The 24,895-nt window shown below is 61.4% G+C and carries 24 protein-coding genes; 17 read left to right on the top strand and 7 right to left on the bottom strand.

The features are described from left to right. The first annotated feature begins 7 nt into the window (after positions 1–7). From BFQ04_RS26610 to BFQ04_RS26565, 10 genes are all read left to right on the top strand, one after another. Positions 8–478: a F0F1 ATP synthase subunit B gene (locus BFQ04_RS26610; RefSeq protein ID WP_003195835.1), complete on the top strand. Its 471-nt coding sequence runs from the start codon at positions 8–10 to the stop codon at positions 476–478. 12 nt (positions 479–490) lie between these two features. Continuing rightward, positions 491–1,027, top strand: a complete 537-nt coding sequence (locus tag BFQ04_RS26605; protein WP_003195833.1) for a F0F1 ATP synthase subunit delta — start codon at positions 491–493, stop codon at positions 1,025–1,027. 21 nt (positions 1,028–1,048) lie between these two features. After that, positions 1,049–2,593: a F0F1 ATP synthase subunit alpha gene (gene atpA, locus BFQ04_RS26600; RefSeq protein WP_065953332.1), complete on the top strand. Its 1,545-nt coding sequence runs from the start codon at positions 1,049–1,051 to the stop codon at positions 2,591–2,593. Between the two features lie 50 nt (positions 2,594–2,643). After that, a complete protein-coding gene (gene atpG / locus BFQ04_RS26595) occupies positions 2,644–3,504 on the top strand; it encodes a F0F1 ATP synthase subunit gamma (RefSeq protein ID WP_003195829.1) in 861 nt (286 codons plus the stop codon). Between the two features lie 27 nt (positions 3,505–3,531). Next, positions 3,532–4,908: a F0F1 ATP synthase subunit beta gene (atpD, locus tag BFQ04_RS26590; RefSeq protein WP_065953331.1), complete on the top strand. Its 1,377-nt coding sequence runs from the start codon at positions 3,532–3,534 to the stop codon at positions 4,906–4,908. Positions 4,909–4,952: 44 nt separating this feature from the next. Further along, the gene (locus tag BFQ04_RS26585; RefSeq protein WP_032885166.1) at positions 4,953–5,369 is read left to right on the top strand and encodes a F0F1 ATP synthase subunit epsilon; all 417 of its coding nucleotides are present in this window, start codon (positions 4,953–4,955) and stop codon (positions 5,367–5,369) included. Positions 5,370–5,491: 122 nt separating this feature from the next. Next, positions 5,492–6,859, top strand: a complete 1,368-nt coding sequence (gene glmU / locus BFQ04_RS26580) for a bifunctional UDP-N-acetylglucosamine diphosphorylase/glucosamine-1-phosphate N-acetyltransferase GlmU (protein ID WP_065953330.1) — start codon at positions 5,492–5,494, stop codon at positions 6,857–6,859. 228 nt (positions 6,860–7,087) lie between these two features. After that, the gene (locus tag BFQ04_RS26575) at positions 7,088–7,855 is read left to right on the top strand and encodes a DeoR/GlpR family DNA-binding transcription regulator (protein WP_065886690.1); all 768 of its coding nucleotides are present in this window, start codon (positions 7,088–7,090) and stop codon (positions 7,853–7,855) included. Between the two features lie 10 nt (positions 7,856–7,865). Next, the gene (gene glmS / locus BFQ04_RS26570; protein ID WP_057011543.1) at positions 7,866–9,698 is read left to right on the top strand and encodes a glutamine--fructose-6-phosphate transaminase (isomerizing); all 1,833 of its coding nucleotides are present in this window, start codon (positions 7,866–7,868) and stop codon (positions 9,696–9,698) included. An 81-nt stretch (positions 9,699–9,779) separates the two neighbouring features. After that, positions 9,780–10,139, top strand: a complete 360-nt coding sequence (locus tag BFQ04_RS26565; RefSeq protein WP_065953329.1) for a hypothetical protein — start codon at positions 9,780–9,782, stop codon at positions 10,137–10,139. Between the two features lie 135 nt (positions 10,140–10,274). On the opposite strand, the gene BFQ04_RS26560 is transcribed toward BFQ04_RS26565, so the two are convergent. The 7 genes from BFQ04_RS26560 to BFQ04_RS26530 form a co-directional block, all read right to left on the bottom strand. After that, the gene (locus tag BFQ04_RS26560) at positions 10,275–10,487 is read right to left on the bottom strand and encodes a DUF3077 domain-containing protein (RefSeq protein WP_065953328.1); all 213 of its coding nucleotides are present in this window, start codon (positions 10,485–10,487) and stop codon (positions 10,275–10,277) included. 496 nt (positions 10,488–10,983) lie between these two features. After that, complete coding sequence (locus BFQ04_RS26555; protein WP_065933648.1) at positions 10,984–11,916, bottom strand: phosphatidate cytidylyltransferase; 933 nt, start codon at positions 11,914–11,916, stop codon at positions 10,984–10,986. A gap of 1 nt (position 11,917) precedes the next feature. Then, positions 11,918–12,538, bottom strand: a complete 621-nt coding sequence (locus tag BFQ04_RS26550; RefSeq protein ID WP_065953327.1) for a lysophospholipid acyltransferase family protein — start codon at positions 12,536–12,538, stop codon at positions 11,918–11,920. Positions 12,539–12,547: 9 nt separating this feature from the next. After that, positions 12,548–12,991, bottom strand: coding sequence for a hypothetical protein (locus tag BFQ04_RS26545; RefSeq protein WP_065953326.1), 444 nt, complete (start codon positions 12,989–12,991; stop codon positions 12,548–12,550). Then, a complete protein-coding gene (locus tag BFQ04_RS26540) occupies positions 12,981–14,279 on the bottom strand; it encodes a phosphatase PAP2/dual specificity phosphatase family protein (RefSeq protein WP_065953325.1) in 1,299 nt (432 codons plus the stop codon). Before BFQ04_RS26540 ends, BFQ04_RS26545 begins: the two co-directional genes overlap by 11 nt. 2 nt (positions 14,280–14,281) lie before the next feature. Further along, on the bottom strand, positions 14,282–16,036 hold the full coding sequence (locus BFQ04_RS26535) for a bifunctional alpha/beta hydrolase/class I SAM-dependent methyltransferase (protein ID WP_065953324.1): 1,755 nt from the start codon (positions 16,034–16,036) through the stop codon (positions 14,282–14,284). Between the two features lie 11 nt (positions 16,037–16,047). After that, a complete protein-coding gene (locus BFQ04_RS26530; RefSeq protein WP_065953323.1) occupies positions 16,048–16,671 on the bottom strand; it encodes a CDP-alcohol phosphatidyltransferase family protein in 624 nt (207 codons plus the stop codon). Between the two features lie 309 nt (positions 16,672–16,980). Between BFQ04_RS26530 and hflK (BFQ04_RS26525) the strand changes: the two genes are divergently transcribed. The 7 genes from hflK (BFQ04_RS26525) to BFQ04_RS26495 all read left to right on the top strand — a co-directional run bounded on the left by hflK (BFQ04_RS26525) (position 16,981) and on the right by BFQ04_RS26495 (position 24,855). Next, the gene (gene hflK, locus BFQ04_RS26525; protein ID WP_065953431.1) at positions 16,981–18,885 is read left to right on the top strand and encodes a protease modulator HflK; all 1,905 of its coding nucleotides are present in this window, start codon (positions 16,981–16,983) and stop codon (positions 18,883–18,885) included. Positions 18,886–18,897: 12 nt separating this feature from the next. Further along, positions 18,898–19,887 carry a protease modulator HflC gene (gene hflC, locus BFQ04_RS26520; RefSeq protein ID WP_065953322.1) on the top strand — a complete coding sequence of 330 codons (990 nt, stop codon included), beginning with the start codon at positions 18,898–18,900 and terminating at the stop codon, positions 19,885–19,887. Next, complete coding sequence (gene hflK / locus BFQ04_RS26515) at positions 19,884–20,918, top strand: protease modulator HflK (protein WP_065953321.1); 1,035 nt, start codon at positions 19,884–19,886, stop codon at positions 20,916–20,918. The genes hflC and hflK (BFQ04_RS26515) overlap by 4 nt, the downstream gene beginning before the upstream one ends. Then, entirely contained in the window at positions 20,915–22,801 is a 1,887-nt protein-coding gene (locus tag BFQ04_RS26510) for a cation-translocating P-type ATPase (protein ID WP_065953320.1), read from the top strand. Before hflK (BFQ04_RS26515) ends, BFQ04_RS26510 begins: the two co-directional genes overlap by 4 nt. 116 nt (positions 22,802–22,917) lie before the next feature. Next, positions 22,918–23,169: a BufA2 family periplasmic bufferin-type metallophore gene (locus BFQ04_RS26505; protein ID WP_065953319.1), complete on the top strand. Its 252-nt coding sequence runs from the start codon at positions 22,918–22,920 to the stop codon at positions 23,167–23,169. A 61-nt stretch (positions 23,170–23,230) separates the two neighbouring features. Next, positions 23,231–24,076: an MNIO family bufferin maturase gene (locus BFQ04_RS26500; protein ID WP_065953318.1), complete on the top strand. Its 846-nt coding sequence runs from the start codon at positions 23,231–23,233 to the stop codon at positions 24,074–24,076. Next, complete coding sequence (locus tag BFQ04_RS26495) at positions 24,067–24,855, top strand: HvfC/BufC N-terminal domain-containing protein (protein WP_065953317.1); 789 nt, start codon at positions 24,067–24,069, stop codon at positions 24,853–24,855. The genes BFQ04_RS26500 and BFQ04_RS26495 overlap by 10 nt, the downstream gene beginning before the upstream one ends. Positions 24,856–24,895 lie beyond the last annotated feature (40 nt).

Raw genomic sequence — 24,895 nt, 5'->3', positions numbered from 1 at the left:
TGTTGGCGTGAACATTAATGCAACCCTGATTGGCCAATCCGTTGCGTTCTTCATTTTTGTAGTGTTTTGCATGAAGTTCGTGTGGCCTCCGGTCATCGCGGCTTTGCACGAACGTCAGAAGAAGATCGCGGATGGTTTGGACGCTGCCAGCCGTGCAGCTCGCGACCTGGAGTTGGCCCACGAGAAAGTGGGTCAGCAACTGCGCGAAGCTAAAGCACAGGCAGCCGAGATCATTGAGCAAGCCAAGAAACGCGGTAACCAGATCGTCGAAGAGGCTGTTGAAAAAGCCCGCGTCGAAGCTGACCGTGTGAAGGCTTCGGCTCATGCCGAGATCGAACAGGAACTGAACGGTGTCAAAGACGCGCTGCGTGCCCAACTGGGTGCTCTGGCGGTCGGCGGTGCCGAGAAGATCCTCGGTGCCACAATCGATCAAAACGCGCACGCGGAGCTGGTTAACAAACTGGCTGCTGAAATTTAAGCGAGGGCGATCATGGCAGAACTGACCACGTTGGCCCGACCTTACGCTAAGGCAGCCTTCGAGCACGCCCAGGCCCACCAGCAACTGGCCTCTTGGTCAGCCATGCTCGGCCTGGCTGCAGCAGTGTCGCAAGACGACACCATGCAGCGCGTGCTCAAGGCCCCGCGCCTGACGAGCGCAGACAAGGCCGCCACTTTTATTGAAGTGTGCGGCGACAAGTTTGATGTGAAAGTGCAGAACTTCATTCACGTCATTGCCGAAAACGACCGTCTCCCGCTGTTGCCGGAGATTGCCGCTCTGTTCGACCTGTACAAGGCCGAAGCAGAGAAATCGGTAGACGTTGAAGTGACCAGTGCTTTTGCATTGAACCAAGAACAGCAAGACAAACTCGCCAAGGTTCTCAGTGCACGACTCAATCGGGAAGTGCGCCTGCAAGCTTCGGAGGACGCATCCCTGATTGGTGGTGTCGTTATCCGTGCCGGCGACCTGGTTATCGATGGCTCGATTCGCGGAAAAATCGCGAAACTTGCCGAAGCATTGAAATCTTGAGTTTGAAGGGGCAGCAGAGCAATGCAGCAACTCAATCCTTCCGAAATAAGTGAAATTATCAAGGGCCGCATCGACAAGCTCGATGTGACCTCCCAAGCCCGTAACGAAGGCACTGTCGTCAGCGTATCTGACGGCATCGTGCGGATTCACGGTCTGGCCGACGTTATGTACGGCGAGATGATCGAGTTTCCGGGCGGCGTCTACGGTATGGCCCTCAACCTGGAGCAAGACTCCGTAGGTGCCGTTGTATTGGGCGCATACACCAGTCTGGCCGAAGGCATGAGCGCCAAGTGCACAGGCCGCATCCTGGAAGTTCCGGTTGGTAAGGAACTGCTGGGTCGCGTAGTCGACGCACTGGGTAACCCTGTTGACGGTAAAGGTCCACTGGGCAACACCGAGACCGACGCGGTCGAGAAAGTTGCTCCAGGCGTGATCTGGCGTAAGTCGGTAGACCAGCCTGTACAGACTGGCTACAAGGCTGTCGATGCGATGATCCCAGTCGGCCGTGGCCAGCGTGAGCTGATCATCGGTGACCGTCAGATCGGTAAAACCGCTCTGGCCATCGACGCGATCATCAACCAGAAGAACAGCGGCATTTTCTGCGTCTACGTAGCCATTGGTCAGAAGCAATCGACCATCGCCAACGTGGTTCGCAAGCTGGAAGAAAACGGCGCCCTGGCCAACACGATCATTGTGGCTGCCAGTGCTTCGGAATCTCCTGCGCTGCAATTCCTGGCACCGTACTCCGGTTGCACCATGGGTGAATTCTTCCGCGACCGCGGTGAAGACGCGCTGATCGTTTATGACGATCTGTCCAAGCAAGCAGTGGCTTACCGCCAGATTTCCCTGCTGCTGCGCCGTCCACCAGGCCGTGAAGCCTACCCAGGCGACGTGTTCTATCTCCACTCCCGTCTGCTGGAGCGCGCATCCCGCGTTTCGGAAGAGTACGTAGAGAAGTTCACCAACGGCGCAGTGACCGGCAAAACCGGTTCCCTGACCGCATTGCCGATCATCGAAACCCAGGCTGGCGACGTTTCCGCGTTCGTTCCGACCAACGTGATTTCCATCACCGACGGTCAGATCTTCCTGGAGTCGGCCATGTTCAACTCAGGCATCCGCCCTGCAGTGAACGCCGGTGTTTCGGTATCCCGTGTGGGTGGTGCCGCTCAGACCAAGATCATCAAGAAGCTCTCCGGTGGTATCCGTACCGCTCTGGCTCAGTACCGTGAACTGGCGGCATTCGCCCAGTTCGCTTCTGACCTGGACGAAGCGACCCGTAAGCAACTTGAGCATGGTCAGCGCGTTACCGAGCTGATGAAGCAGAAGCAATACGCCCCAATGTCGATCGCTGACATGGCGTTGTCGCTGTATGCCGCTGAGCGTGGGTTCCTGACCGACGTTGAAATCACCAAGGTCGGCAGCTTTGAACAAGCGCTGATTGCTTACTTCAACCGCGATCACGCCGAATTGATGGCGAAGATCAACGTGAAGGGTGACTTCAATGACGATATCGACGCTGGCATGAAAGCCGGTATCGAGAAGTTCAAGGCCACCCAAACCTGGTAAGCCGCAGCGGGAGCCGCAAGGCTCCCGCTTGCTAACCTGATAGGTGTTACATGGCAGGCGCAAAAGAGATTCGCAGTAAGATTGCGAGCATCAAAAGCACGCAAAAGATTACCAGCGCCATGGAAAAAGTGGCGGTCAGCAAAATGCGCAAGGCACAAATGCGCATGGCTGCTAGCCGTCCTTATGCGGAGCGTATCCGCCAGGTAATTGGGCATCTGGCCAACGCCAACCCGGAATACCGCCACCCGTTCATGATCGAGCGCGCCGTCAAGCGTGTGGGTTATGTGGTAGTGAGCAGTGACCGTGGTTTGTGCGGTGGCCTGAATACCAACCTGTTCAAGGCCCTGGTCAAGGACATGGCGGTAAACCGCGAAAACGGCGTCGAGATCGATCTGTGTGTTGTGGGTAGCAAGGGTGCGGCCTTTTTCCGTAACTTCGGCGGTAACGTCGTTGCAGCTATCAGCCACCTGGGTGAAGAGCCGTCGATCAATGATTTGATCGGCAGTGTGAAGGTGATGCTGGATGCGTATCTGGAAGGCCGGATTGACCGCCTGTCCGTGGTATCCAACAAGTTCATCAACACCATGACCCAGCAGCCAACCGTGGAGCAATTGATTCCACTGGTGGCAACTCCGGATCAGGAACTCAAGCACCACTGGGACTACCTCTACGAACCAGACGCCAAAGAGCTGCTTGACGGCTTGATGGTGCGCTACGTGGAGTCGCAGGTGTACCAGGCGGTGGTCGAGAACAACGCAGCTGAACAAGCGGCGCGGATGATCGCGATGAAAAACGCTACCGATAACGCCGGTGATCTGATCAGCGATTTGCAGCTGATCTACAACAAGGCGCGTCAGGCTGCGATCACCCAAGAGATCTCGGAAATCGTCGGCGGCGCTGCCGCGGTTTAACGGTTCAAATATTCAGAGGATCCAGCTATGAGTAGCGGACGTATCGTTCAAATCATCGGCGCCGTTATCGACGTGGAATTCCCACGCGACAGCGTACCGAGCATCTACAACGCGCTGAAAGTACAAGGCGCGGACACTACTCTGGAAGTTCAGCAGCAGCTGGGCGACGGCGTAGTTCGTACCATTGCGATGGGTTCCACCGAAGGCTTGAAGCGCGGTCTGGACGTTATCGACTCTGGCGCAGCCATCTCCGTACCGGTCGGTAAAGCGACCCTGGGCCGGATCATGGACGTACTGGGCAACCCGATCGACGAAGCTGGCCCGATCGACACCGAAGAGCGCTGGGGCATTCACCGCGCAGCACCTTCGTTCGCCGAACAAGCAGGCGGCAACGACCTGCTGGAAACCGGCATCAAGGTTATCGACCTGGTTTGCCCGTTCGCCAAGGGCGGTAAAGTCGGTCTGTTCGGTGGTGCCGGTGTAGGCAAGACCGTAAACATGATGGAACTGATCCGTAACATCGCCATCGAGCACAGCGGTTATTCCGTGTTCGCCGGTGTGGGTGAGCGTACCCGTGAGGGTAACGACTTCTACCACGAGATGAAGGACTCCAACGTTCTGGACAAAGTGGCACTGGTTTACGGTCAGATGAACGAGCCGCCGGGAAACCGTCTGCGCGTAGCACTGACCGGCCTGACCATGGCCGAGAAGTTCCGTGACGAAGGTAACGACGTTCTGCTGTTCGTCGACAACATCTACCGTTACACCCTGGCCGGTACTGAAGTATCCGCACTGCTGGGCCGTATGCCTTCGGCAGTAGGTTACCAGCCGACCCTGGCTGAAGAGATGGGCGTTCTGCAAGAACGTATCACTTCGACCAAGGAAGGTTCGATCACCTCGATCCAGGCGGTATACGTACCTGCGGATGACTTGACCGACCCGTCGCCAGCCACCACCTTCGCCCACTTGGACGCCACCGTCGTTCTGTCCCGTGACATCGCTTCCCTGGGTATCTACCCAGCGGTCGATCCACTCGACTCGACGTCGCGCCAGCTGGACCCGAACGTGATCGGCCAGGAGCACTACGACACCGCTCGCGGCGTTCAGTACGTGCTGCAGCGTTACAAGGAACTGAAGGACATCATTGCGATCCTGGGTATGGACGAGCTGTCGGAAGCCGACAAGCAGTTGGTAAACCGTGCTCGTAAGATCCAGCGCTTCTTGTCGCAGCCGTTCTTCGTGGCTGAAGTCTTCACCGGTGCCTCGGGTAAATACGTTTCCCTGAAAGACACCATTGCTGGCTTCAAAGGCATCCTCAACGGTGACTACGACCACCTGCCAGAACAAGCGTTCTACATGGTTGGCGGCATCGAAGAAGCGATCGAGAAAGCCAAGAAACTGTAATCCTGGCGCCCGGAAACGGGCGCTCATCAGGTTGAGGCAATCAGATGGCTATGACAGTCCATTGCGATATCGTCAGCGCGGAAGGGGAAATCTTCTCCGGTCTGGTAGAAATGGTGATTGCACACGGCGAACTCGGTGACCTGGGTATTGCCATGGGCCACGCGCCGTTGATCACCAGTTTGAAGCCAGGTCCGATCACTCTGACCAAGCAAGGCGGGGAACGTGAGGTGTTTTACATCTCCGGTGGTTTCCTCGAGGTTCAGCCGAACATGGTCAAGGTACTTGCCGATACTGTGCAACGTGCTGGCGACCTGGATGAAGCCTCCGCTCAGGAAGCCGTCAAGGCTGCCGAGAAGGCGCTGAACGAAAAAGGCGCAGACTTCGACTACAGCGCTGCTGCAGTCCGTCTGGCCGAAGCTGCAGCGCAGCTGCGTACGCTCCAGCAGATCCGCAAGAAGTAAGCGGCTTTGCCGTTACGCTTCACGCGTGATTGATTAAAAAGGGTAGCCTCGGCTACCCTTTTTCTTTTTTGCAAAACACTTCTCTGGTCTGAAGCCGGACCGCCCAGGATTGGTAGCCATTCATGTCTCTTGAAATCGTAATTCTCGCCGCAGGCCAGGGCACCCGCATGCGCTCAGCCCTGCCCAAGGTGCTGCACCCGGTCGCAGGCAATTCCATGCTCGGTCATGTTATCCACAGCGCCCGGCAGTTGGCCCCGCAACGCATTCACGTGGTCATCGGGCACGGTGCCGATGTGGTACGTGAGCGTCTGGCCGCAGACGACTTGAATTTCGTATTGCAGGACAAGCAATTGGGCACTGGCCACGCCACTGCGCAGGCCGTGCCGTTCATTACCGCTGATACCGTGCTGATTCTATACGGTGACGTGCCGCTGATCGAAGTGGAAACCCTGCAACGCCTGCTCAAGCACGTGGTGCCAGGCCAGATGGGCCTGCTCACCGTTGAGCTGGACGATCCCACCGGCTACGGACGTATTGTGCGCAATGCCGACGGTAAGGTCGCCGCGATCGTCGAGCACAAGGACGCCAGCGAAGCCCAGCGCGCCATTACCGAAGGCAATACCGGCATTCTCGCCGTGCCGGCTGACAAGCTGGGCGACTGGATGAGCCGTCTGTCCAACAACAACGCGCAAGGTGAGTACTACCTCACTGACGTCATCGAGATGGCGGTCAGTGACGGCCTGGTGGTCGCCACCGAACAGCCCCACGACCCGATGGAAGTGCAGGGCGCCAACGACCGCAAGCAGCTGGCGGAGCTGGAGCGCCACTACCAGATGCGCGAAGGCCGCCGCCTGATGGCCCAGGGCGTCACCCTGCGTGACCCGGCGCGTTTCGATGTACGGGGTGAAGTGACGGTCGGCCGCGACGTGTTGATCGATATCAACGTGATCCTCGAGGGCCGCGTGATCATTGAAGACGACGTGGTGATTGGTCCGAACTGCGTGATCAAAGACAGCACCTTGCGCAAAGGCGTGGTGGTCAAGGCCAACAGCCATATCGACGGTGCGGTGATGGGCGAGGGCAGCGATGCCGGGCCGTTTGCGCGGTTGCGTCCGGGTAGCGAGCTGGGGGCCAAGGCCCATGTGGGTAACTTTGTCGAACTGAAAAACGCCCACCTCGGTGAAGGTGCCAAGGTCGGTCACCTGACTTACCTGGGCGATGCTGTCATTGGCGCCCGCACCAATATCGGTGCCGGCACCATCACCTGCAACTACGACGGCGCCAACAAGTACCAGACGACGATTGGCGAAGACGTATTCATCGGCTCCAACAATTCGCTGGTGGCTCCTGTGACCATCGGTGATGGTTCCAACACCGCAGCGGGCTCAACCATCAACCAGGATGTGGATAAGTCGCAACTGGCCGTAGCGCGTGCGCGCCAGCGCAACATCGACGGCTGGATACGCCCGGTCAAAATCAAAAAAACCTGAGTACCCCAGTCTGACAAGCAACAAAATTCCAATGTGGGAGGGGGCTTGCCCCCGATAGCGGTGCATCGGCCAGGACATAGACTGACTGATACACCGCCATCGGGAAGCAAGCCCCCTCCCACATTGGCCTGTGTTATTTCAAAAATAGTGATCGCCACCGCTTGACGATCTTTCGCCAATAGGTTTTGATTGCCTTCGTTATCTTTCGAAACGAAACTTATCACTGCCATGTCGAAACGAAACACCCCCCAACGTCGCCACAACATCCTGACCTTGCTCAATGAACAGGGCGAAGTGAGTGTGGACGAATTGGCCAAGCGTTTCGAAACGTCGGAAGTGACCATCCGCAAGGATTTGGCCGCCCTCGAAAGTAATGGCCTGCTCCTGCGCCGCTACGGTGGTGCAATCACCATGCCTCAGGAACTGGTGGGCGACGCGGCCCAGCCGGTGTCGGCCTACAAGCGTGCGATTGCCCGCGCCGCCGTGGTGCGCTTGCGTGAACACGCGCGCATCATCATCGACAGCGGCAGCACCACCGCCGCGATGATTCCCGAACTGGGCCATCAACCCGGCCTGGTGGTCATGACCAATTCCCTGAACGTGGCCCGCGCCTTGAGCGAGCTGGAGCATGAACCGGTGCTGCTGATGACCGGCGGTACCTGGGATCCGCATTCGGATTCGTTCCAGGGTCAGGTCGCCGAGCAGGTTTTGCGTTCCTACGATTTTGATCAACTGTTCATCGGTGCCGACGGTATCGATTTGCAGCGCGGTACCACCACCTTCAACGAATTGTTGGGCCTGAGCCGCGTCATGGCCGAGGTCGCCCGTGAAGTCGTGGTGATGGTCGAATCCGACAAGATCGGCCGCAAGATTCCCAACCTGGAACTGCCCTGGAGCAGTGTCCATACCCTTATCACCGATGATCGCCTGCCGCTCGAGGCCCGCGACCAGATCCAAGCCCGCGGCATTACGCTGATATGCGCGGCAGTCATCTAGGAGAAATACCATGTGTGGAATTGTTGGCGCAGTCGCCGAACGTAACGTAACGGCCATCCTGATCGAAGGCCTCAAGCGCCTGGAATACCGTGGCTATGACAGCGCCGGTGTCGCGGTCTTCACCAACGCCGGCAAGCTGGAGCGTATGCGTCGTCCGGGCAAAGTCAGCGAGTTGGACCAGGCCCTGGCCGGCGAGCCACTGGTAGGCCGCCTGGGTATTGCCCACACCCGCTGGGCGACTCACGGCGCACCTTGCGAGCGTAACGCTCACCCGCACTTTTCGGGCGACCTGGCCGTGGTGCACAACGGCATCATCGAAAACCACGAAGTGCTGCGCGAACAACTCAAGGGCCTCGGCTACGTGTTCACCTCGGACACCGACACCGAAGTCATCGCCCACCTGCTCAACCACAAGCTCAAGGACCACAGCGACCTGACCACCGCCCTCAAGGCCACGGTCAAGGAACTGCACGGCGCCTACGGCCTGGCCGTGATCAGCGCCAGCCAGCCTGACCGCCTGGTTGCCGCGCGCAGTGGCAGCCCACTGGTGATCGGCCTGGGCCTGGGCGAGAACTTCCTCGCCTCCGACCAACTCGCCCTGCGCCAAGTGACCGACCGCTTCATGTACCTGGAAGAAGGCGATATCGCCGACATCCGCCGTGAAAGCGTGCAGATCTGGGACGTCAACGGTCAGTCCGTCGAGCGCGAAGCCGTGCAATACCGTGACGGTGCCGAAGCCGCCGACAAGGGCGAGTTCCGCCACTTCATGCTCAAGGAAATCCACGAGCAGCCTTCCGTGGTGCAGCGCACCCTCGAAGGTCGCCTGAGCCAGAACCAGGTGCTGGTCAACGCCTTCGGCCCACAAGCCGCCGAGCTGTTCGCCAAAGTGCGCAACGTGCAAATCGTCGCCTGCGGCACCAGCTACCACGCCGGCATGGTTGCGCGTTACTGGCTGGAAGAACTGGCCGGCATCCCGTGCCAGGTCGAAGTTGCCAGCGAGTTCCGCTACCGCAAAGTGGTGGTGCAGCCCGACACCCTGTTCGTGACCATCTCCCAGTCCGGCGAAACCGCCGACACCCTGGCCGCCCTGCGCAACGCCAAGGAGCTGGGCTTCCTCGGCAGCCTGGCGATCTGCAATGTCAGCATCAGCTCACTGGTGCGCGAATCCGACCTGACCCTGCTGACTCAGGCCGGTCGCGAAATTGGCGTCGCCTCGACCAAAGCCTTCACCACCCAACTGGTCGGCCTGTTGCTGCTGACCTTGTCCCTCGGCCAAGTGCGCGGCACCCTCGCCGAAGGCGTTGAGGCCACCCTGGTGGAAGAACTGCGCCGCCTGCCGACCCGCCTGGGCGAAGCCCTGGCCATGGACGGCACCGTGGAAAAAGTCGCCGAACTGTTTGCCGACAAGAACCACACCCTGTTCCTCGGCCGTGGCGCGCAGTACCCGGTCGCGATGGAAGGTTCGCTGAAACTCAAGGAAATCTCGTACATCCACGCCGAAGCCTACCCGGCCGGCGAACTGAAACACGGCCCACTGGCCCTGGTGGATGACGACATGCCCGTGGTCACCGTGGCGCCGAACAATGAGCTGCTGGAAAAGCTCAAGTCCAACCTGCAGGAAGTGCGCGCCCGTGGCGGCCAACTGATCGTGTTCGCCGACGAAAAGGCCGGCATGACCAACGGTGAAGGCACTCACGTGATCAACATGCCGCATATCCATGACACCCTGTCGCCGATCCTCTACACCATCCCGCTGCAGTTGCTGTCGTACTACGTCGCCGTACTCAAGGGCACCGACGTTGACCAACCGCGCAACCTGGCGAAGTCGGTGACGGTGGAGTAAGCCTGACTGGCGTACCCAAAAGGGGCTGTTTCGACAGCCCCTTTTTACGTTTTGGATTCGCTCAATCAAGGAGGTCGGCTGATGCAAAATCCTACTGTCTACGCACGTCTGCACAATCGTAGGTTTGTGGTCGCCAGCAACGCCCACGGGCTGTCCGGCAACGGCACCGTGTTTCACTATCTGGTCGAAGATGACGCGATTTCGAGCACTTACCTAGGGGGCCGGATTCGCCTGGGCACTCAAGTCGGGCGGGTGACCGGTACAGATACCATCGAGCTGCTATTTCAGTGCCTGACCCTGGAAGGGGAACTGCTTGCTGGCTGGTCACGTGGCACGGTAGGCGTGGATCACGCCGGGCGCACCACGTTGAGTTTTGTTTGGGGCTGGCTATCGGGTGCGACAGGAGGCGGGGAATCGAGCTACGTCGAGATCATTGCTTAAAAGAGCCCGTAGTTCAGGGCTAGGCTGCACCGCATTTACTGTAGGAGCGAGCTTGCTCGCGAAAAACCTGAGAACGCCACCTGGCATCAATCTCTGCGCGTTACGTCCCTCGCCAGCAAGCGCGCCCCTACGACGCTATGCGCCCACGTCTGCTGAAGCAATGCAGTCCAGCGAGCGGTCTACCATCACCTTGGCCATTTCAACCAGATAACTGGCTGCCTGCCGGCAATCGAGTAACTGCTCAGCGCAGTGAAGCAGATCGGAGGCGTAGGCCAAGGCATCCTCGAAGCTGAGTTCGGGATGGGTGATAGAAAACGGATGCGGTGGATCAGGCCTTACTTTACTCATTACGGTAACTCCAATGTAATTAATTGGAGCTGCCAGACATCGCTGCTAAACCATGGGTGGCAGCTGTACGCAGGTTAGCAGGCCGGAACATTGGGAATCCGACGCACCCGAAGGTGCCCTGCGCACAGCCACCAGAAAGCGTTGGCAGAAAAAAACGCCATGCTTGTGATGGCGCTTGTGCGCCCAATGTTAACGTTCGAGCTGCTAAACCCGGTCACTGAATTGGCAGTGACGAACGCAGACTGAGCACCGAAAACGTAGGGCGCAAGCTGTCGGGATTCTCTCGGAAATGTCCTGCGAAAGAAAGGGACGCCGAAGGTTGGAGCACCAGTTTCAGACTTTGCTTAAACCCCGAAAGCACCTTAAACCAAGGTGGGAGGGGGCTTGCCCCCGATTGCGGTGTATCAGCCAGCATGGGCAGTTACTGTCACACCGCCATCGGGGGCAAGCCCCCTCCCACAGTTTGATCTTCATTGGTTTTGAGAAAGGGGAAGGCTCAGGTCCACCAGTAGCGCACGAGGTGGAAGAAGATCGGCGCCGCAAAGCATACCGAGTCCAGCCTATCCAGCATGCCGCCGTGCCCCTCGATCATATGGCCCCAATCCTTCACGCCGCGGTCACGCTTGATCGCCGACATCACAATCCCGCCGGCAAAGCCCAGCAAGTTGATCAACAGCGCGATCAGGAATGACTGCCACGGGTTGAACGGCGTGGTCCACCACAGCGCCGCACCGATCAGGGATGACAGCAGGATGCCGCCGACAAAGCCTTCCACGGTTTTCGACGGCGAGAGGTTGGGCGCGATCTTGTGTTTGCCGAACAACTTGCCGCACACGTACTGCAGCACGTCGGACAGTTGCACCACGATCACCAGGTAGGCGATCAGCAGCAGGTTGCGGCCTTCATAACCGGGGATGTCCAGCGTCAGCAGCGCCGGGACGAACGACACGCAGAACACCGCGATCATCAGGCCCCATTGCACCTTCGATGCGCGCTCCAGAAAGTGGGTACTGTCGCCGCCCAGGGAGGCGAGGATCGGCAGCAGCAGGAACACGTAGACCGGGATGAAGATCGAGAACAGCCCGTACCAATCGGCATAGATCAGCACGTATTGCAGCGGCAGCGCCAGGTAGAACGCCGCTACCAGCGCCGGGTAGTCGCTGCGCCGGGTCGGCGTGAGGGTGAGGAATTCGCGCAGGGCGTAGAACGACACCGCGTAGAACAGCAGGATCACCGCGCCGGTACCGAGCCAGAAGGCAATACCGATCACGACCACCATCACCCACCAGGCGTTGATGCGCGCATTGAGGTTGTCGATCACCGCATTGGGGTTGCCACGGGTGCGCAGCTTGAGGATCAGGCCGATCAGCGAGGCGGTGACCAGGATCGCGCCGATCCCGCCGAATAACATCAGGGTTTGGCTATCCATCTCAGGAATGCTCCGGGGCGAGGGCGAGCAGGGCGTCGCGTGTGCGGGCAAGGAACGCGGTTTTGTCTTCGCCTTCTTCCAAGTGCAGTGGAGCGCCGAAGCTGGTTGTGCATAACAATGGCAATGGCAGGACACGGCCCTTGGGCATGACGCGGTTGAGATTGGCTATCCACACCGGGATCAGCTCGGCCTGTGGGTAACTGTTTGCCAAGTGATACAGGCCGCTTTTGAACGGCAGCAAGCCGTCCTCCAGATTGCGCGTACCTTCGGGAAAGATAATCAGCGAGTCGCCGCCTTCGAGGGCGGCGAGCATCGGCTGCAGCGGGTTATCCACAGGCTCCTTGCGCTCGCGATCGATCAGCACGCCATTGAACACACGGTTGATGATGTAGCGGCGCAGCGCGCTTTTATTCCAGTAATCGCTGCCGGCCACAGGGCGGGTGAATTTGCGCAGGTTCTGCGGCAGCGACGCCCACACCAGCACGAAGTCGCCGTGGCTGCTGTGATTGGCGAAATAGATGCGTTGTACCGGCACTGGCGCGCAACCCAGCCACAGGCTGCGAGCGCCAGTGACGGTACGGGCCATGGAGGTAATCAGTGTGGCGACCACGGGTTCGAACATGGGAACTCCTTATCCGGCGAAAGGTAGCCAAGGGCTGGCAAGTATCACGCCCAGGGTCAGCATCACTTGCGCGCCAAGCAGCCAGGCCTGTTTGCGCAGCAATTTGAGTGCACCGCGACGGCGTTCGACCCAAGGCCGGCCGGCGCGCTCGGCCGATTGCAGGCCAAGGGCTTGCAGGGCTTGGTCAAGGTCCGGGGTGCGCTCGGTGTCGCGGGCCAGCAGGGCGAACAAATCGGCATCGAACGCAACGCGTAGCGCCCAGTATTTTTGTAGAAGGCCCAGGATGATCATCCACAAGGCCAGCAGCAGGCAGATCGTCGAAACGCTCGCCATCAGCAACTGGGCCAGACCGAACAGCACACCGACCAGGGTCAGGCCTGTGGATAACTGGTCCAGCGAACGGCCACGGCGCAGCAGGCTGGCAACTACGTGCAGCTCCATGTCAGCGGGCATGGGACAACCCCTCCAAAGCCAAGCGATGTGCAGGATGCAGGACCACACGGGTTCGTGCTGTACGAATAATAGCCAGCGCCTGGTCGACCGTCGCCGCGCGCCCGCTGTGCAACAGCCAGGCTGCGATGGCTGTTGCGCTGCGCGAGTAGCCCAGGGCGCAGCACACCAGCAGCGGGCCGTCCAAGCGCAAGCGTTCGATGGCCTGGGCGGCTTGCAGGCATTCGGCGGGGGTTGGCGCAATCAAGTCCAGAACAGGGATGCATTGATAGCGCCGGCCTTGTGGATCAATCGGCAGTTCGGCGCAGAGATCGACGATGGCCTTGAATGGCTTTTGCTCGCCGGCCGCTGGAATCCGGCCCAGCCATACGTTATCCACAATCGGTTCAGGCTGTGGATGGCCACGTGTCCACAGCCGCGAATTGATCCAGGCAGCCGCCAGGTAAGGGGCATACAGCCAACGCGCGGCTGGGGTCAGCTGGCCATCGCTGCGTTTCTGAAAGCCCTCGGCACCCAGCAGCCAGTAGTTGGTCGCAACCAGACCGAGGGATGCCGCCGGCCATAGCAGCCATAATCCCCAACCGCCAAAGGCCAGCGCCAGTGCCATCAGCGCCAGCGCGCCAAGGCCGTAGCGCGCACCCAGCCAACCGCGTTTCGCGTCTCGCGCCAGCCGGGCATTGAGCAACGGGCTGGTGTGTTCCAGCGGCCATAGCCACACGCACAACCAGCCGGCGAGGGCGCCTGTGGGTAAGTCGATGAAGTGATGTTGATAAGTGGTCAGTACGGAAATACCGATCAGTGCAAACCAGCCGTGCACTGCCCAGCGCCAGAACCCCTGGGTATGCCGCTGGTACACCACCCACAGGATCACCAGCAGCGCGATATGCAGTGAAGGCGCCTGGTTGAAGGGTTTGTCGAAGCCTGCCAGCACTGCAAACAACCAGCCGAACACGCCCTCCAGTTCCGGCCGTTCGAAGGTGAAGCGTAGCGGCCAGATCAGGAAGCAACTGACGGCAATCACCTGGGCCGTCAGCAGGCGCAGGGCGTGTTGCCTGAGTTCGTGGCGGGTGCTCGGCAGCAGCAGGGAGAAACCGTACAGCAGGTCGATGGACCAATAAGGCACGATGGTCCAGGCCCAGAACGGCATATGGGTTTCCCAGCCGAACACCAGCGTACCCACATCGCTACGCTGGGTGGTGACCCAGGTGGCGAGGCCGTAGGTGCTGAAAAACAGCGGTGCCAACAGCAGCAGCCAGAGAAGCGCTGGTTTGAATAAGCCGGGTTCGCGCATGCTCAGATCTTCTGCGCCAGGGACACCGTGAAAATGCCCCACTCATCCACACGCTGAGTGATCTTGCGAAAGCCTGCAGCCTCCACCAGTTGGTCCATTTCCGCCTGACTGCGCCGACGCATCACCCAGGCCTGGCCCTGGCGGTGGCTGGTCAAGGCGCGGGCGATCAGTTCCAGCTGCGGGTGCCACGGTTGGCCGGTGTAGACCAGGTAACCGCCGGGCTCCACCGCTTCGGCCAAGCCTGCCAACGAACCGCCGACCATGGCGTTATCGGCAAACAACTCATATAACCCGGACACCACCGCCAACGTCGGCTTGGGCTCCAGCGCCGCCAGGCTCGCACGGTCGAACGCATCGCCTTTGACGAACTGGGCAATGTCGCCCAGGCCTTTTTCACGGATCAACGCACCGCCGTCGCGCACGTTGATGTCGCTGTAGTCGCGCAGCAGGATCGATTCCGGCAGCGGCGACACACCCTGCAACGCTTCCAGAATGTACCGCCCGTGACCGGCGGCGATATCGACGATACGCACTTCACGCTCGTCCGCGCGCAACCGCGCCATGGCCAGGCGCAGCAGTTCTTCGACGTTCAGTTTGCGCTGACGAATACCGCGCCAGCCGATGGAATTGAGGTAGTTGGTGTCGATCATCCGCCCCAGCGCGCCTTTGCCGGTGGGCGTGTTGCGGTACACGTAGTCCAGGGTGCTGCCGGAATCGAAACCGGTGTCGAAGCCCAGTTTCACCCCGTCGGACAGGTTCTTGCCCAGGCCCATGCTGGCGCGCGTCATGCGCCAGTAAAGATCGCGCAGGGAATTGCGCGGCAGCGGTGCGGCGAGGGCTTCGGATTCGGCGCAGGTGGCACCCAGTTTGTCGGCATCCAGCAGGCTGGCGCGGTCCAGTGGCTGCGCGAAGCTTTGCAGGATAAAGCGCCTGGCACTGTTGACGGCCGTGGCGCGGTCACGTTCACCGAGGGTGTCGTGGAAGAAACCGGGAAGCACATGCAGCTCTTTTTTCAGGCTGCCGAGACGCTCGAAAAACTGCTGCTGGGGTTTGCGGTGTACCACGAAGTCGGAGCCGGAGATCAGCAATTGGGTCGGCACCTGAATGGCCTGGGCGTCGGCGACCACTCGGTCGGCCGCTTCGTACAGGCCCAGCAGCACGTTCACCGAAATGGCCTTGGTGATCAGCGGATCGCTGTCGTAGGACGCCACGCGCTCCGGGTCATGGCTGAGGAACTTGGCCTTGACGTAGCTGTTGACGAAAAAGTTGCCGCGAAACTTGCGCATCAGTGCCAGGCCCGGGCGGGCGAAAGGCACGTAAAGCTTGACCTTGAAGGCGGGGGAGGCGAGTACCAGGGCGCGGATCTTCGGTGCGTAGTCATGCACCCAGGTGGCCGCGATCACCGCGCCGACGCTTTGGGCGACAACGGCGAGATTTTCTGCGTCGATACCGTAGGTGGCGCCTATGTGGTCGCAGAAGGTCTGTACGTCGCGAGCGCTGGTGGCAAAGCTCGGGCTGTCACCGCGCTCGCCGGGGGATTGGCCGTGGCCACGGGCGTCCCAGGCGAAGAAGTCAAAGTCGGGCAGGCCCAGTTCGTCCACCAGGTGCGCGATGCGACCTGAGTGCTCATGACCGCGATGGAACAACACAATGGCCTTGCGCGGCCCGGCGTCTGCCGTGGCCGTGGCCGTCCAATGCCGGTAAAAAAGCTCGACGCCATCATGGGTGCTGAAGGTGTGCTGTTGCTGTTCGCGCATCGCAGAAATCCTTATGCAATCGGTGAGGTTGCTGATTGTTCCTTGAGGCCGTGGCGCACCCGGTTGACCAGGGTGTAGGCCAGCAGCGCGGCGACCAGCCACATCAGCGTGTCGACCCACCCGGCGCCGAGCCAGCCCAGTGCCACGCCCGTGGCCAGCACGCCGAGTACGAACGCCCGGTCACTCTTGCCCATCGGCCCGTCATAGCGACGCGAGGCGCCCACCATCGGCCCCAACACGCCGGCGTATTCGCTGAACACCGCGAGCAACGTCACCAGCAGCACGGGCGCCAGGCTTACGCCGGGGATCAGCGCAAACGGCAGAATCAAGGCGCTGTCGGCGATCACATCGCACAATTCATTGAGGTAGGCGCCCAGACGTGATTGCTGGCCGAATTCCCGCGCGAGCATGCCGTCGATGGCGTTGAGGGCCATGCGCACAATCATCCACAGCGGGATCAGCGCAAACAGCCAGAGGTGCTGGGCGAAGCCGGCGATCAGCAGGCCCACCAGCACGGAAATGACGCCGGCCAGCACGGTGATCTGGTTGGCGGTGGTGCCGTTGTCATAGAGGCGTTGCACGAGGGGGCGCAGCAGGTTCTGAAAGCGCGGTTTGAGCTGATAGATGGAGATCATGAGGGGCGATGCTTCCTTGTCCGTGGACCCGCGAAAAACTGTTCTGGAGTGTGCCGATTAATTGTCGCGTGCACCAGTGATGTCGCGTGTTTATGGGGGTTTAGTCACGGTCTGGAGAACGCGCAGATTCAAATGTGGGAGGGGGCTTGCCCCCGATAGCGGTGTGTCAGCCAACACATGTATTACGGATGCATGGCCATCGGGAGCAAGCCCCCTCCCACAGGGATAGATGCCGTGGCCAAAAGCGAACAAAAATTTCACGCCCTGTGTTATATCGTAACGAATTATGTACAAGCGGGCGTTGAGTGGATGCAAGTGGATCTAGAGGCTGCTGGCGCTTCGGTTGAAGGCTTGCCGCGTTTTCAGCAGGGGTTGTTCCATGCCCGTCGATTGAGGCAAGCCGGCATCAGCTTGACTGCCCTGGCCGTCACCGGTTGGGTATTGGCGCTATTTGTCGTTTTGTTTGCACCGGTATCGATCTGGCCGGTGGTGCTGATCAATTGCTCATCGGCCCTGTGGGTGCTGGTTGCCGCGTTGCAGTCGGCGTGGTGGGTGGCCGATTGGCGTGCCCAGGCGCTGGAAGAGCCGCCGGCCGATGCGCAGGTCACAGAGACGGGCCGCTACGCTCGTCTGGTGGAGCGCTTGGGCAAGCAGATTGGCGCGCCGGTGTTGTGGTTGTGCGGTTGGTCATTATTGGCGCTGATCAGCATCATCGAATTCTGGAACCTGACGCTACCCGCCGCGGCTGTCGGTCAATCCGCGAGCATCGGCGCGGCGCTGGGGTTGGCGCTGGCGTTCGGTTTGCTGGTGTTCGAGCGGCGCCTGGCCCAGCAAACGCCTGCGCAGTGGCCTGAAGCCTCCCCCCTGGCGCAGCTGTGCCGCGTGGCGATCGGTTGCCTGTTGGTCAGCTCGATTTGCCTGCTGTTCGCCGGTGCCGAGTCGGTGTGGCCGTTGCGCCTGGCCGTGCTGATCGGCCTGCTGCCCGCGCTGGTGGCGCTGGAGTTTCTGTTGCGCGGCGTGCTGTCGCTGTTCAGCCCACGCCAGCCGCGTCTCGAACCGCGCCTGATAGCGCAGAGCTTTGTCGCCGGCTTGCTGCGCTGGCCGCCGCAACCCTTGCTGGCCTTGCAGCATGAACTGCATAACCGCTTCGGCATCGACCTGCGCCAGATTTGGGCGTTTACCTACATGCGTCGCGCGTTCCTGCCGGTGCTGCTGGTAGTGCTGGCGATCGGCTGGGCGCTGACGGGCGTGCATGAAGTGCCTTTGCAGGGCCGTGGAATCTATGAGCGTTTTGGCAAACCGGTAGAGGTATTCGGCCCGGGCCTGCACGTCGGGTTGCCCTGGCCGCTGGGCCGTGTGTTGAACGTGGAGAACGGCGTGGTGCATGAGCTGGCGACCAGCGTCAGCGAAACGGCCGCCCCCGAGTTGGCCAGCGCCGAAGGTCCGGCGCCGCTGATTGCCAACCGCTTGTGGGACGCCAGCCATGTGAATGATAAATCCCAGGTCATCGCCAGCAGCAGCGGCGACAAGCAGAGCTTCCAGATCGTCAATATGGACGTGCGGTTCGTCTATCGCATCGGCCTGACCGACCAGGCCGCGTTGGCCGCCACCTATAACAGCGCCGATGTCCCGACCCTGATTCGCAGCACCGCCAGCCGTATCCTGGTGCATGAGTTCGCCTCGCGCACCCTCGATGAATTGCTCGGCGAACAACGCACCAGCCTCGCCGACGAGATCGGTCGCACCGTACAAGCCGACCTGAACACACTCGACAGCGGTGTGGAAATCCTCGCCACGGTCGTTGAGGCGATTCACCCACCGGCCGGCGCCGCCAACGCCTACCACGGCGTGCAAGCCGCGCAGATAGGCGCGCAGGCATTGATCGCGCGCGAGCGAGGCGCCGCCAGCGGGCAGACCAACCAGGCGTTGCTGCAGGCCAGCACGGCCCGCGACCAGGCCCAGGCCACCGCCGGCGAAGTGAATGCCGGTGCCCAGGCGGCGAACCTGCGCTTTGTTGCCGAACAACAAGCCTATGCCGCGGCGGGCCGAGCCTTCGTGCTGGAGCAGTATCTGGGCCAGCTGAGCCAGGGCCTGGCCCACGCCAAACTGCTTATTCTGGATCATCGCCTGGGCGCCGACAGTGCGCCGACGATCGATCTGCGTTCTTTTACCTTGCCGGCCGATCCCTCGGTGCCGCGTAAAGCCGTTCAATAAGGAGTCTGTCTGTTGAGCGCTCATTCTCACGATCACGGCCATCACCACGGCCATCACCACCATCACCATCACGGCGATGAACAGGCGGCCGGGCCTTTTCCCTGGCGGCGCATGGCCTGGGCGGCAGTGCTGGTGCTGTTCGCCATCGCGGCGGCGAGCCTGGTGCAGGTGCGTTCCGGCGAGGCCACGGTGATTACCCGGTTCGGCAACCCGGTGCGGGTGCTGCTGGAGCCGGGCCTGGGCTGGCGCTGGCCGGCGCCGTTTGAAGCGGCGATTCCGGTGGACCTGCGCCTGCGCACCACCTCCAGCGGGTTGCAGGATGTGGGCACCCGCGATGGCCTGCGCATCATCGTGCAAGCCTACGTGGCGTGGCAGGTGCAGGGCGATACCGACAATGTGCAGCGCTTCATGCGTGCGGTGCAGAATCAGCCGGACGAAGCAGCGCGCCAGATCCGTACCTTCGTCGGCTCGGCGCTGGAGACCACGGCGGCCAGTTTTGACCTGTCCAGCCTGATCAACACCGACGCCAGCCAGGTGCGCATCGCCGAGTTCGAAGCCCAACTGCGCCGGCAGATCGATCAACAATTGCTCGCCACCTATGGCGTACGCGTGGCCCAGGTCGGCATCGAACGGCTGACCTTGCCCTCGGTGACCCTCACCGCCACGGTCGACCGCATGCGCGCCGAACGCGAAACCATCGCCACCGAGCGCACCGCCGTGGGCAAGCGCGAGGCGGCGCAGATCCGCTCGGCAGCCGAGCGTGATGCGCGGATCGTGCAAGCCGAGGCCACGGTCAAGGCCGCTGATATCGAAGCGCAATCGCGGGTCGAGGCGGCGCAGATCTACGGGCGTGCCTACGCGGCTAATCCGCAGCTGTACAACCTGCTGCGCTCGCTGGATACCCTGGGTACGGTGGTGACGCCAAGTACCAGGATCATTCTGCGTACCGATGCCGCCCCGTTCCGTGCGCTGGTGGATGGACCGAAGGATGTTCAGCCATGAGTGAGCGTGACAGCCCGGACAGCCCCTGGATCCAGGCCGGGCGCCTGACGTTCCTGGCGCTGTACGCAGTCACCGTATTGGCGGCGTTGGCCTGGGCGTTTTCCAATGTGCGCCAGATCGACCCGCAGAACCGCGCCATGGTGCTGCACTTCGGCGCCCTCGACCGCATTCAGAACGCCGGGTTGCTGCTGGCATGGCCGCCACCGTTCGAGCAGGTGGTGTTGCTGCCGGCGGCGGACCGGGTGATCGAGCGCCGGGTGGAGAACCTGTTGCGTTCGGAGGCGGCGGTGCAGGCGGACCGCGTGGCCAGTTTCGCCACACCCTTGAGCGATACGCTGGCCGGCTCTGGCTATCTGCTGACCGGTGATGCCGGGATCGTGCAACTGGATGTGCGAGCCTTCTACAAGGTCACCGAACCCTATGCCTTTGTAATGCAGGGCGAGCATGTGCTGCCCGCGCTGGACCGCCTGGTGACGCGCAGCGCCGTTGCCCTGGCGGCGGCGCGGGACCTGGACACTATTTTAGTGGCGCGCCCTGAATTGATCGGCACTGACAACGGCGCCGCCGAGCGCCGCGAACGGCTGCGCGGTGACCTGGTACAGGGCATCAATCAGCGCCTGGCGCAGTTGACCGCCAGTGGCTTGGGGTTGGGTATCGAAGTGACACGGGTCGATGTGCAATCGAGCCTGCCGGGGCCCGCGGTGAACGCGTTCAACGCGGTACTTACGGCGAGCCAGCAAGCCGACAAAGCGGTGGCCAACGCGCGGACCGATGCGCAAAAGCTCACCCAAACCGCCAACCAGGAGGCTGACCGCCAAGTGCAGGTCGCCCATGCCCAGGCCAGTGAGCGTCTGGCCAGTGCCCAGGCGCAGACCGCCACCGTCGCCAGCCTGGCGCAAGTGAAAGACCCGGGCTTGTTGCTGCGCCTGTACCGTGAGCGCCTGCCGAAGATTCTCGGCCAGGCCGGCTCGGTGACCACGGTCGATCCCAAAGACGACGCCCGTTTGATCATCCAGGGAGCCGAGCAATGAGCGCACCCATGCTGACCACCGCCGAACAGCGCAGCGCCGCCCGGCAATTGACCCTGGCCATGCTGGCCCTGGGTTTACTCCTGCTGGGCCTGGTATGGCGCTGGCTGGCGGCGGACCAGAGCGGGGTCAGCCAGCTGCTGCTCGGTGTTGCCTCGCTGCTGGTGGCCGTGCCGGTCATGCGTTCGGCCTGGTACAGCCTGCGCTACCCGAGCCTGCATGGCATCACTGACCAATTGATCGCGCTGGCGATGATGGGCGCCTGGGCCACGGGCGATCTGCTGACCGCTGCCCTGCTGCCGATCATCATGATTTTCGGGCATGTACTCGAAGAGCGCAGCGTGATCGGTTCCCAGGAAGCGATCCATGCGCTGGGTAGGCTCACCCGCAGCCATGCGCGCCGGGTGCAGGCTGACGGCAGCATTGTGGAAGTGGATAACGCCACGCTGAACACCGGTGATGTAGTCGAAGTGCGCGCCGGCGACCGCGTGCCGGCCGACGGCGTGGTGCTGTCGGGCCAGGCCAGCCTGGACACCGCGCCGATTACCGGTGAGTCGGTGCCCCTGGAGGCCAGTGTTGGCGTACAAGTGTTTGGCGGGGCGATCAACCTGGACGGCCTGCTGCGCCTTGAAGTGACGCGCACGGGTAATGAGTCGACGCTGGGCAAGGTCATTGCGCTGATGCAGAACGCCGAGCGTGCCAAGCCGCCGATCACGCGGTTGCTGGAGCGCTATGCCGGCAGCTATATGGTGCTGGTGCTGTTGCTGGCGGCGGTCACTTGGTTTGTCACCCACGATGCTCAGGCGATGCTTGCCGTGCTGGTGGCGGCGTGTCCGTGTGCATTGGTTTTGTCAGCGCCGGCCACCGCGATTGCCGGGATCGCGGTCGCCGCACGCCATGGCATCCTGATTCGCGGTTCGGCGTTTCTGGAAGAACTGGCGGACCTCACCTCGCTGGTCGTCGACAAGACCGGCACCCTGACCTTCGGCACCTTGCGTCTGCAGTCCATCCAGACCGCTTCGACCGATCGCCAGGCACTGCTCAACCTGGCGGCCAGCCTCGGTTCGGCCAGCAGCCATCCGGTCAGCCGTGCGCTGGCGGGGTTGGCGACGCAGGAACAACTGCTGGCGCTGAGCGATATACGCGAGCGCCAGGGGCTCGGCGTGGTTGCGCACACGGAACAGGGCGAAGCGGCGTTGGGCCGTCCCGAACTGTTCGAGCAACTGAATATCGTCACCACCTCGGTGCCTGAGCACGACGGCCCGATTGCCGGGCTGGCGCTGAACGGGCAATTCCTGGCCTGGCTGCTGCTGGCCGATAGCGTCAAACCGGAGGCGCGCCAGGCCCTGCAAGAGCTGCGCGACCTGGGGCTGGGTCGCCAACTGCTGCTCACCGGCGACCGCCAGAGCGTGGCCGACAGCCTGGCCGTGAGTGTGGGCATCGGTGAGGTCCAGGCCCAGGCATTACCGGAAGACAAACTCAACCGTGTGCTGGGGGAGATCGGCAGCGGTTTCCGGCCGATGGTGGTGGGGGATGGGATCAACGACTCTCTCGCGCTGAAAGCCGGCGTGGTCGGCGTGGCGATGGGCGCGGGCGGTGCCGATATCGCGCTGGCCTCGGCCGACGTGGTGCTGATCGGCAGCGACCTGCGCCGCCTGGGCACGTGCGTGCGCTTGAGCCGGCAGTGTCGGCACACCTTGCAGGTCAACGTGATCATTGGCCTGGGTTGGACGCTGGCCATCGTGGTGTTCGCCGCCTTCGGCTGGCTGGGCGCCGCCGGGGCCATGATTGCCGCGGTGTTGCACAACCTCAGCACCTTGCTGGTACTCGGTAACGCCGGGCGCTTGCTGCGCTTTCACGAGCCGCTGTTGAAGCTTGACGAATAACTTTCAGAAACTTTTGTACACGCTGTAACGCTAAAAGGGCGCCTCACTCTAGTGGTGTGTCGAGACTGGGCAACCCGTTCAGACCGACCCCACTATCGATCTATGAGGACTACACAATGAACATCAAGAAAGCCGTTTCCGGTGCTGCCCTGGCTATCGCTGCCGCTTCCCTGTTTGCCGGCGTCGCCACCCAGGTACAGGCCGCCGACGCTCCGGTTCATTGCTACGGTGTCAACGCCTGCAAAGGCATGAACGATTGCAAGACCGCCGAAAACGCCTGCAAGGGCCAGGCGGTGTGCAAGGGCCATGGTTTCAAATCCATGACCAAGGCTGAGTGCGCCAAGGCTGGCGGCAAAGTCGGCGAGTAACCGACGCGAGTGCTACCGCAGCGGCAATTGCGCCGCTGCGGACACTGTCCAGGAGCGCATGATGGCCAGTTCTTTCCCTTTCCTGGGCTACGGCCTGGGTTTACGCAACGAATACTATGAACAGATCCTTGCCCAATCCCCTGCGGTGGATTGGTTCGAAGTGATCTCCGAGAACTATCTGGTGCAGGGCGGCAAGGCCTTGTACTACCTGGACGCGATAGCCGAACGCTATCCCCTGGTGATGCACGGTGTTTCCCTGTCTATCGGCGGTCCCCATGCCATCGATACCGATTACCTCAAGCACATCCAGCAGCTTGCCGCGCGCATCCAGCCGGCGTGGATTTCCGATCACCTGTGCTGGAGCCGCGGCAGCGCACACCAGTTGCATGACTTGCTGCCCCTGCCTTACACCGAGGAAAGCCTGTACCACGTGGCCAGTCGCGTGCGTCAGGTGCAAGACGTGTTGCAACGCCCGTTGGTGCTGGAAAACGTCTCCAGTTACCTACGCTCCAAGGCGGATGAATTCACCGAGTGGCAATTTCTCAATGCGTTGACACACCTGACGGGATGCCAACTGCTGCTCGACGTGAACAATGTGTACGTCAGCTCGCGCAACCACGGGTTCGATGCCTGGGAATTCATTCGCAACCTGCCGCCTGAGAGCATTCGCCAGCTGCATCTGGCGGGGCATGTGGATTACGGCGACTACGTGGTCGATACCCATGATCATCCGGTGTGCGACCCGGTGTGGGCGCTCTATCAGCGCACCCTGGAACATCTGGGGCCGGTGTCGACGCTGCTGGAACGCGACGATCATTTTCCGCCATTCGAGGCGTTGCTGGCTGAATTGATCAAGGCCCGGGAACTGGGGGCCACCGCTTTGGCCAGGGGGGCGCTATGCGCCTGATCGATTGGCAGCTGGCCTTCGAGGCGCATCTGTTGTCTGAAACGTCCACCGCCGCCAGTGGATTTTTTTCCACCCTGCTTGGCGGCCCGACGCTGGATGTAGACACGGGCCTGGCGATTTATCAAAACGCTTACCTGTCGCGCTTACAGGACGTGTTACGCCACGACTTCGCCGCCATCCGCTACTGGCTGGGTGATGAAGAGTTTGCCGCATTGAGCCAGGCGTATGTTCGGCGCTACCCGTCGGACCATTACAGCCTGCGTTGGCTGGGTGAGCGCTTTGCAGTGTTTATTCTTGAGCATCTGGTGGCCGAACACAGCATCCCCCTGGCCGAACTGGCGCAGTTGGAATGGGCGTTCACCCTGGCATTCGACGCGCCTGCGGGCGAGCCGCTGAACCTCGATCACATGGCGCACCTGGCTCCTGAGCACTGGCCGCAACTGCGCGTATCGCTGGCGCCTTCGGTGCAACACGTGCTGTGCCGTTTCAATACGGTGGCGATCTGGCGGGCCAACAAGGATGAATCGGACTTTCCCGGCAGCCAGGCGCTGGACGTGGCCCAGGTGTGCCTGGTGTGGCGTCACCGCAACCTGTGTCAGTACCGCAGCCTGGAACCGAATGAAGCCCGTGCACTGGCAGGCATGGCGACCACCGGCTGGAACTTTTCAGAACTGTGCATCGAGTTGGCAGTCACTTATGGAGAGGGTGCGCCACTGCAAGCGGCCACGTGGTTGAAACAGTGGATCCAGGAAGGGCTGCTCGAACGTCGGGCTTCATAGCAGGCAGTTATTTAATCGATAGCTTCCTACTTTATTTGGC

It is taken from the genome of Pseudomonas sp. 37 R 15 (assembly GCF_900004865.1).
Taxonomy (GTDB): Bacteria; Pseudomonadota; Gammaproteobacteria; order Pseudomonadales; family Pseudomonadaceae; genus Aquipseudomonas; species Aquipseudomonas fluorescens_AM.
The sequence above is the reverse complement of the archived record's forward strand: the minus strand, read 5'-3'. Positions and strand labels throughout refer to the sequence as shown.

Excerpts from the sequence above, each read along its gene's own strand:
- atpD (WP_065953331.1), top strand. The coding sequence starts at position 3,532 with ATGAGTAGCGGACGTATCGTTCAAATCATCGGCGCCGTTATCGACGTG.
- BFQ04_RS26535 (WP_065953324.1), bottom strand. The coding sequence starts at position 16,036 with ATGCGCGAACAGCAACAGCACACCTTCAGCACCCATGATGGCGTCGAG.
- BFQ04_RS26510 (WP_065953320.1), top strand. The coding sequence starts at position 20,915 with ATGAGCGCACCCATGCTGACCACCGCCGAACAGCGCAGCGCCGCCCGG.
- BFQ04_RS26545 (WP_065953326.1), bottom strand. The coding sequence starts at position 12,991 with ATGCCCGCTGACATGGAGCTGCACGTAGTTGCCAGCCTGCTGCGCCGT.
- BFQ04_RS26500 (WP_065953318.1), top strand. The coding sequence starts at position 23,231 with ATGGCCAGTTCTTTCCCTTTCCTGGGCTACGGCCTGGGTTTACGCAAC.
- BFQ04_RS26555 (WP_065933648.1), bottom strand. The coding sequence starts at position 11,916 with ATGGATAGCCAAACCCTGATGTTATTCGGCGGGATCGGCGCGATCCTG.
- BFQ04_RS26550 (WP_065953327.1), bottom strand. The coding sequence starts at position 12,538 with ATGTTCGAACCCGTGGTCGCCACACTGATTACCTCCATGGCCCGTACC.
- hflK (WP_065953431.1), top strand. The coding sequence starts at position 16,981 with ATGCAAGTGGATCTAGAGGCTGCTGGCGCTTCGGTTGAAGGCTTGCCG.
- atpG (WP_003195829.1), top strand. The coding sequence starts at position 2,644 with ATGGCAGGCGCAAAAGAGATTCGCAGTAAGATTGCGAGCATCAAAAGC.
- BFQ04_RS26575 (WP_065886690.1), top strand. The coding sequence starts at position 7,088 with ATGTCGAAACGAAACACCCCCCAACGTCGCCACAACATCCTGACCTTG.
- BFQ04_RS26495 (WP_065953317.1), top strand. The coding sequence starts at position 24,067 with ATGCGCCTGATCGATTGGCAGCTGGCCTTCGAGGCGCATCTGTTGTCT.
- BFQ04_RS26560 (WP_065953328.1), bottom strand. The coding sequence starts at position 10,487 with ATGAGTAAAGTAAGGCCTGATCCACCGCATCCGTTTTCTATCACCCAT.
- BFQ04_RS26605 (WP_003195833.1), top strand. The coding sequence starts at position 491 with ATGGCAGAACTGACCACGTTGGCCCGACCTTACGCTAAGGCAGCCTTC.
- glmS (WP_057011543.1), top strand. The coding sequence starts at position 7,866 with ATGTGTGGAATTGTTGGCGCAGTCGCCGAACGTAACGTAACGGCCATC.
- BFQ04_RS26505 (WP_065953319.1), top strand. The coding sequence starts at position 22,918 with ATGAACATCAAGAAAGCCGTTTCCGGTGCTGCCCTGGCTATCGCTGCC.
- BFQ04_RS26585 (WP_032885166.1), top strand. The coding sequence starts at position 4,953 with ATGGCTATGACAGTCCATTGCGATATCGTCAGCGCGGAAGGGGAAATC.
- hflK (WP_065953321.1), top strand. The coding sequence starts at position 19,884 with ATGAGTGAGCGTGACAGCCCGGACAGCCCCTGGATCCAGGCCGGGCGC.
- atpA (WP_065953332.1), top strand. The coding sequence starts at position 1,049 with ATGCAGCAACTCAATCCTTCCGAAATAAGTGAAATTATCAAGGGCCGC.
- BFQ04_RS26540 (WP_065953325.1), bottom strand. The coding sequence starts at position 14,279 with ATGCGCGAACCCGGCTTATTCAAACCAGCGCTTCTCTGGCTGCTGCTG.
- BFQ04_RS26565 (WP_065953329.1), top strand. The coding sequence starts at position 9,780 with ATGCAAAATCCTACTGTCTACGCACGTCTGCACAATCGTAGGTTTGTG.
- BFQ04_RS26530 (WP_065953323.1), bottom strand. The coding sequence starts at position 16,671 with ATGATCTCCATCTATCAGCTCAAACCGCGCTTTCAGAACCTGCTGCGC.
- glmU (WP_065953330.1), top strand. The coding sequence starts at position 5,492 with ATGTCTCTTGAAATCGTAATTCTCGCCGCAGGCCAGGGCACCCGCATG.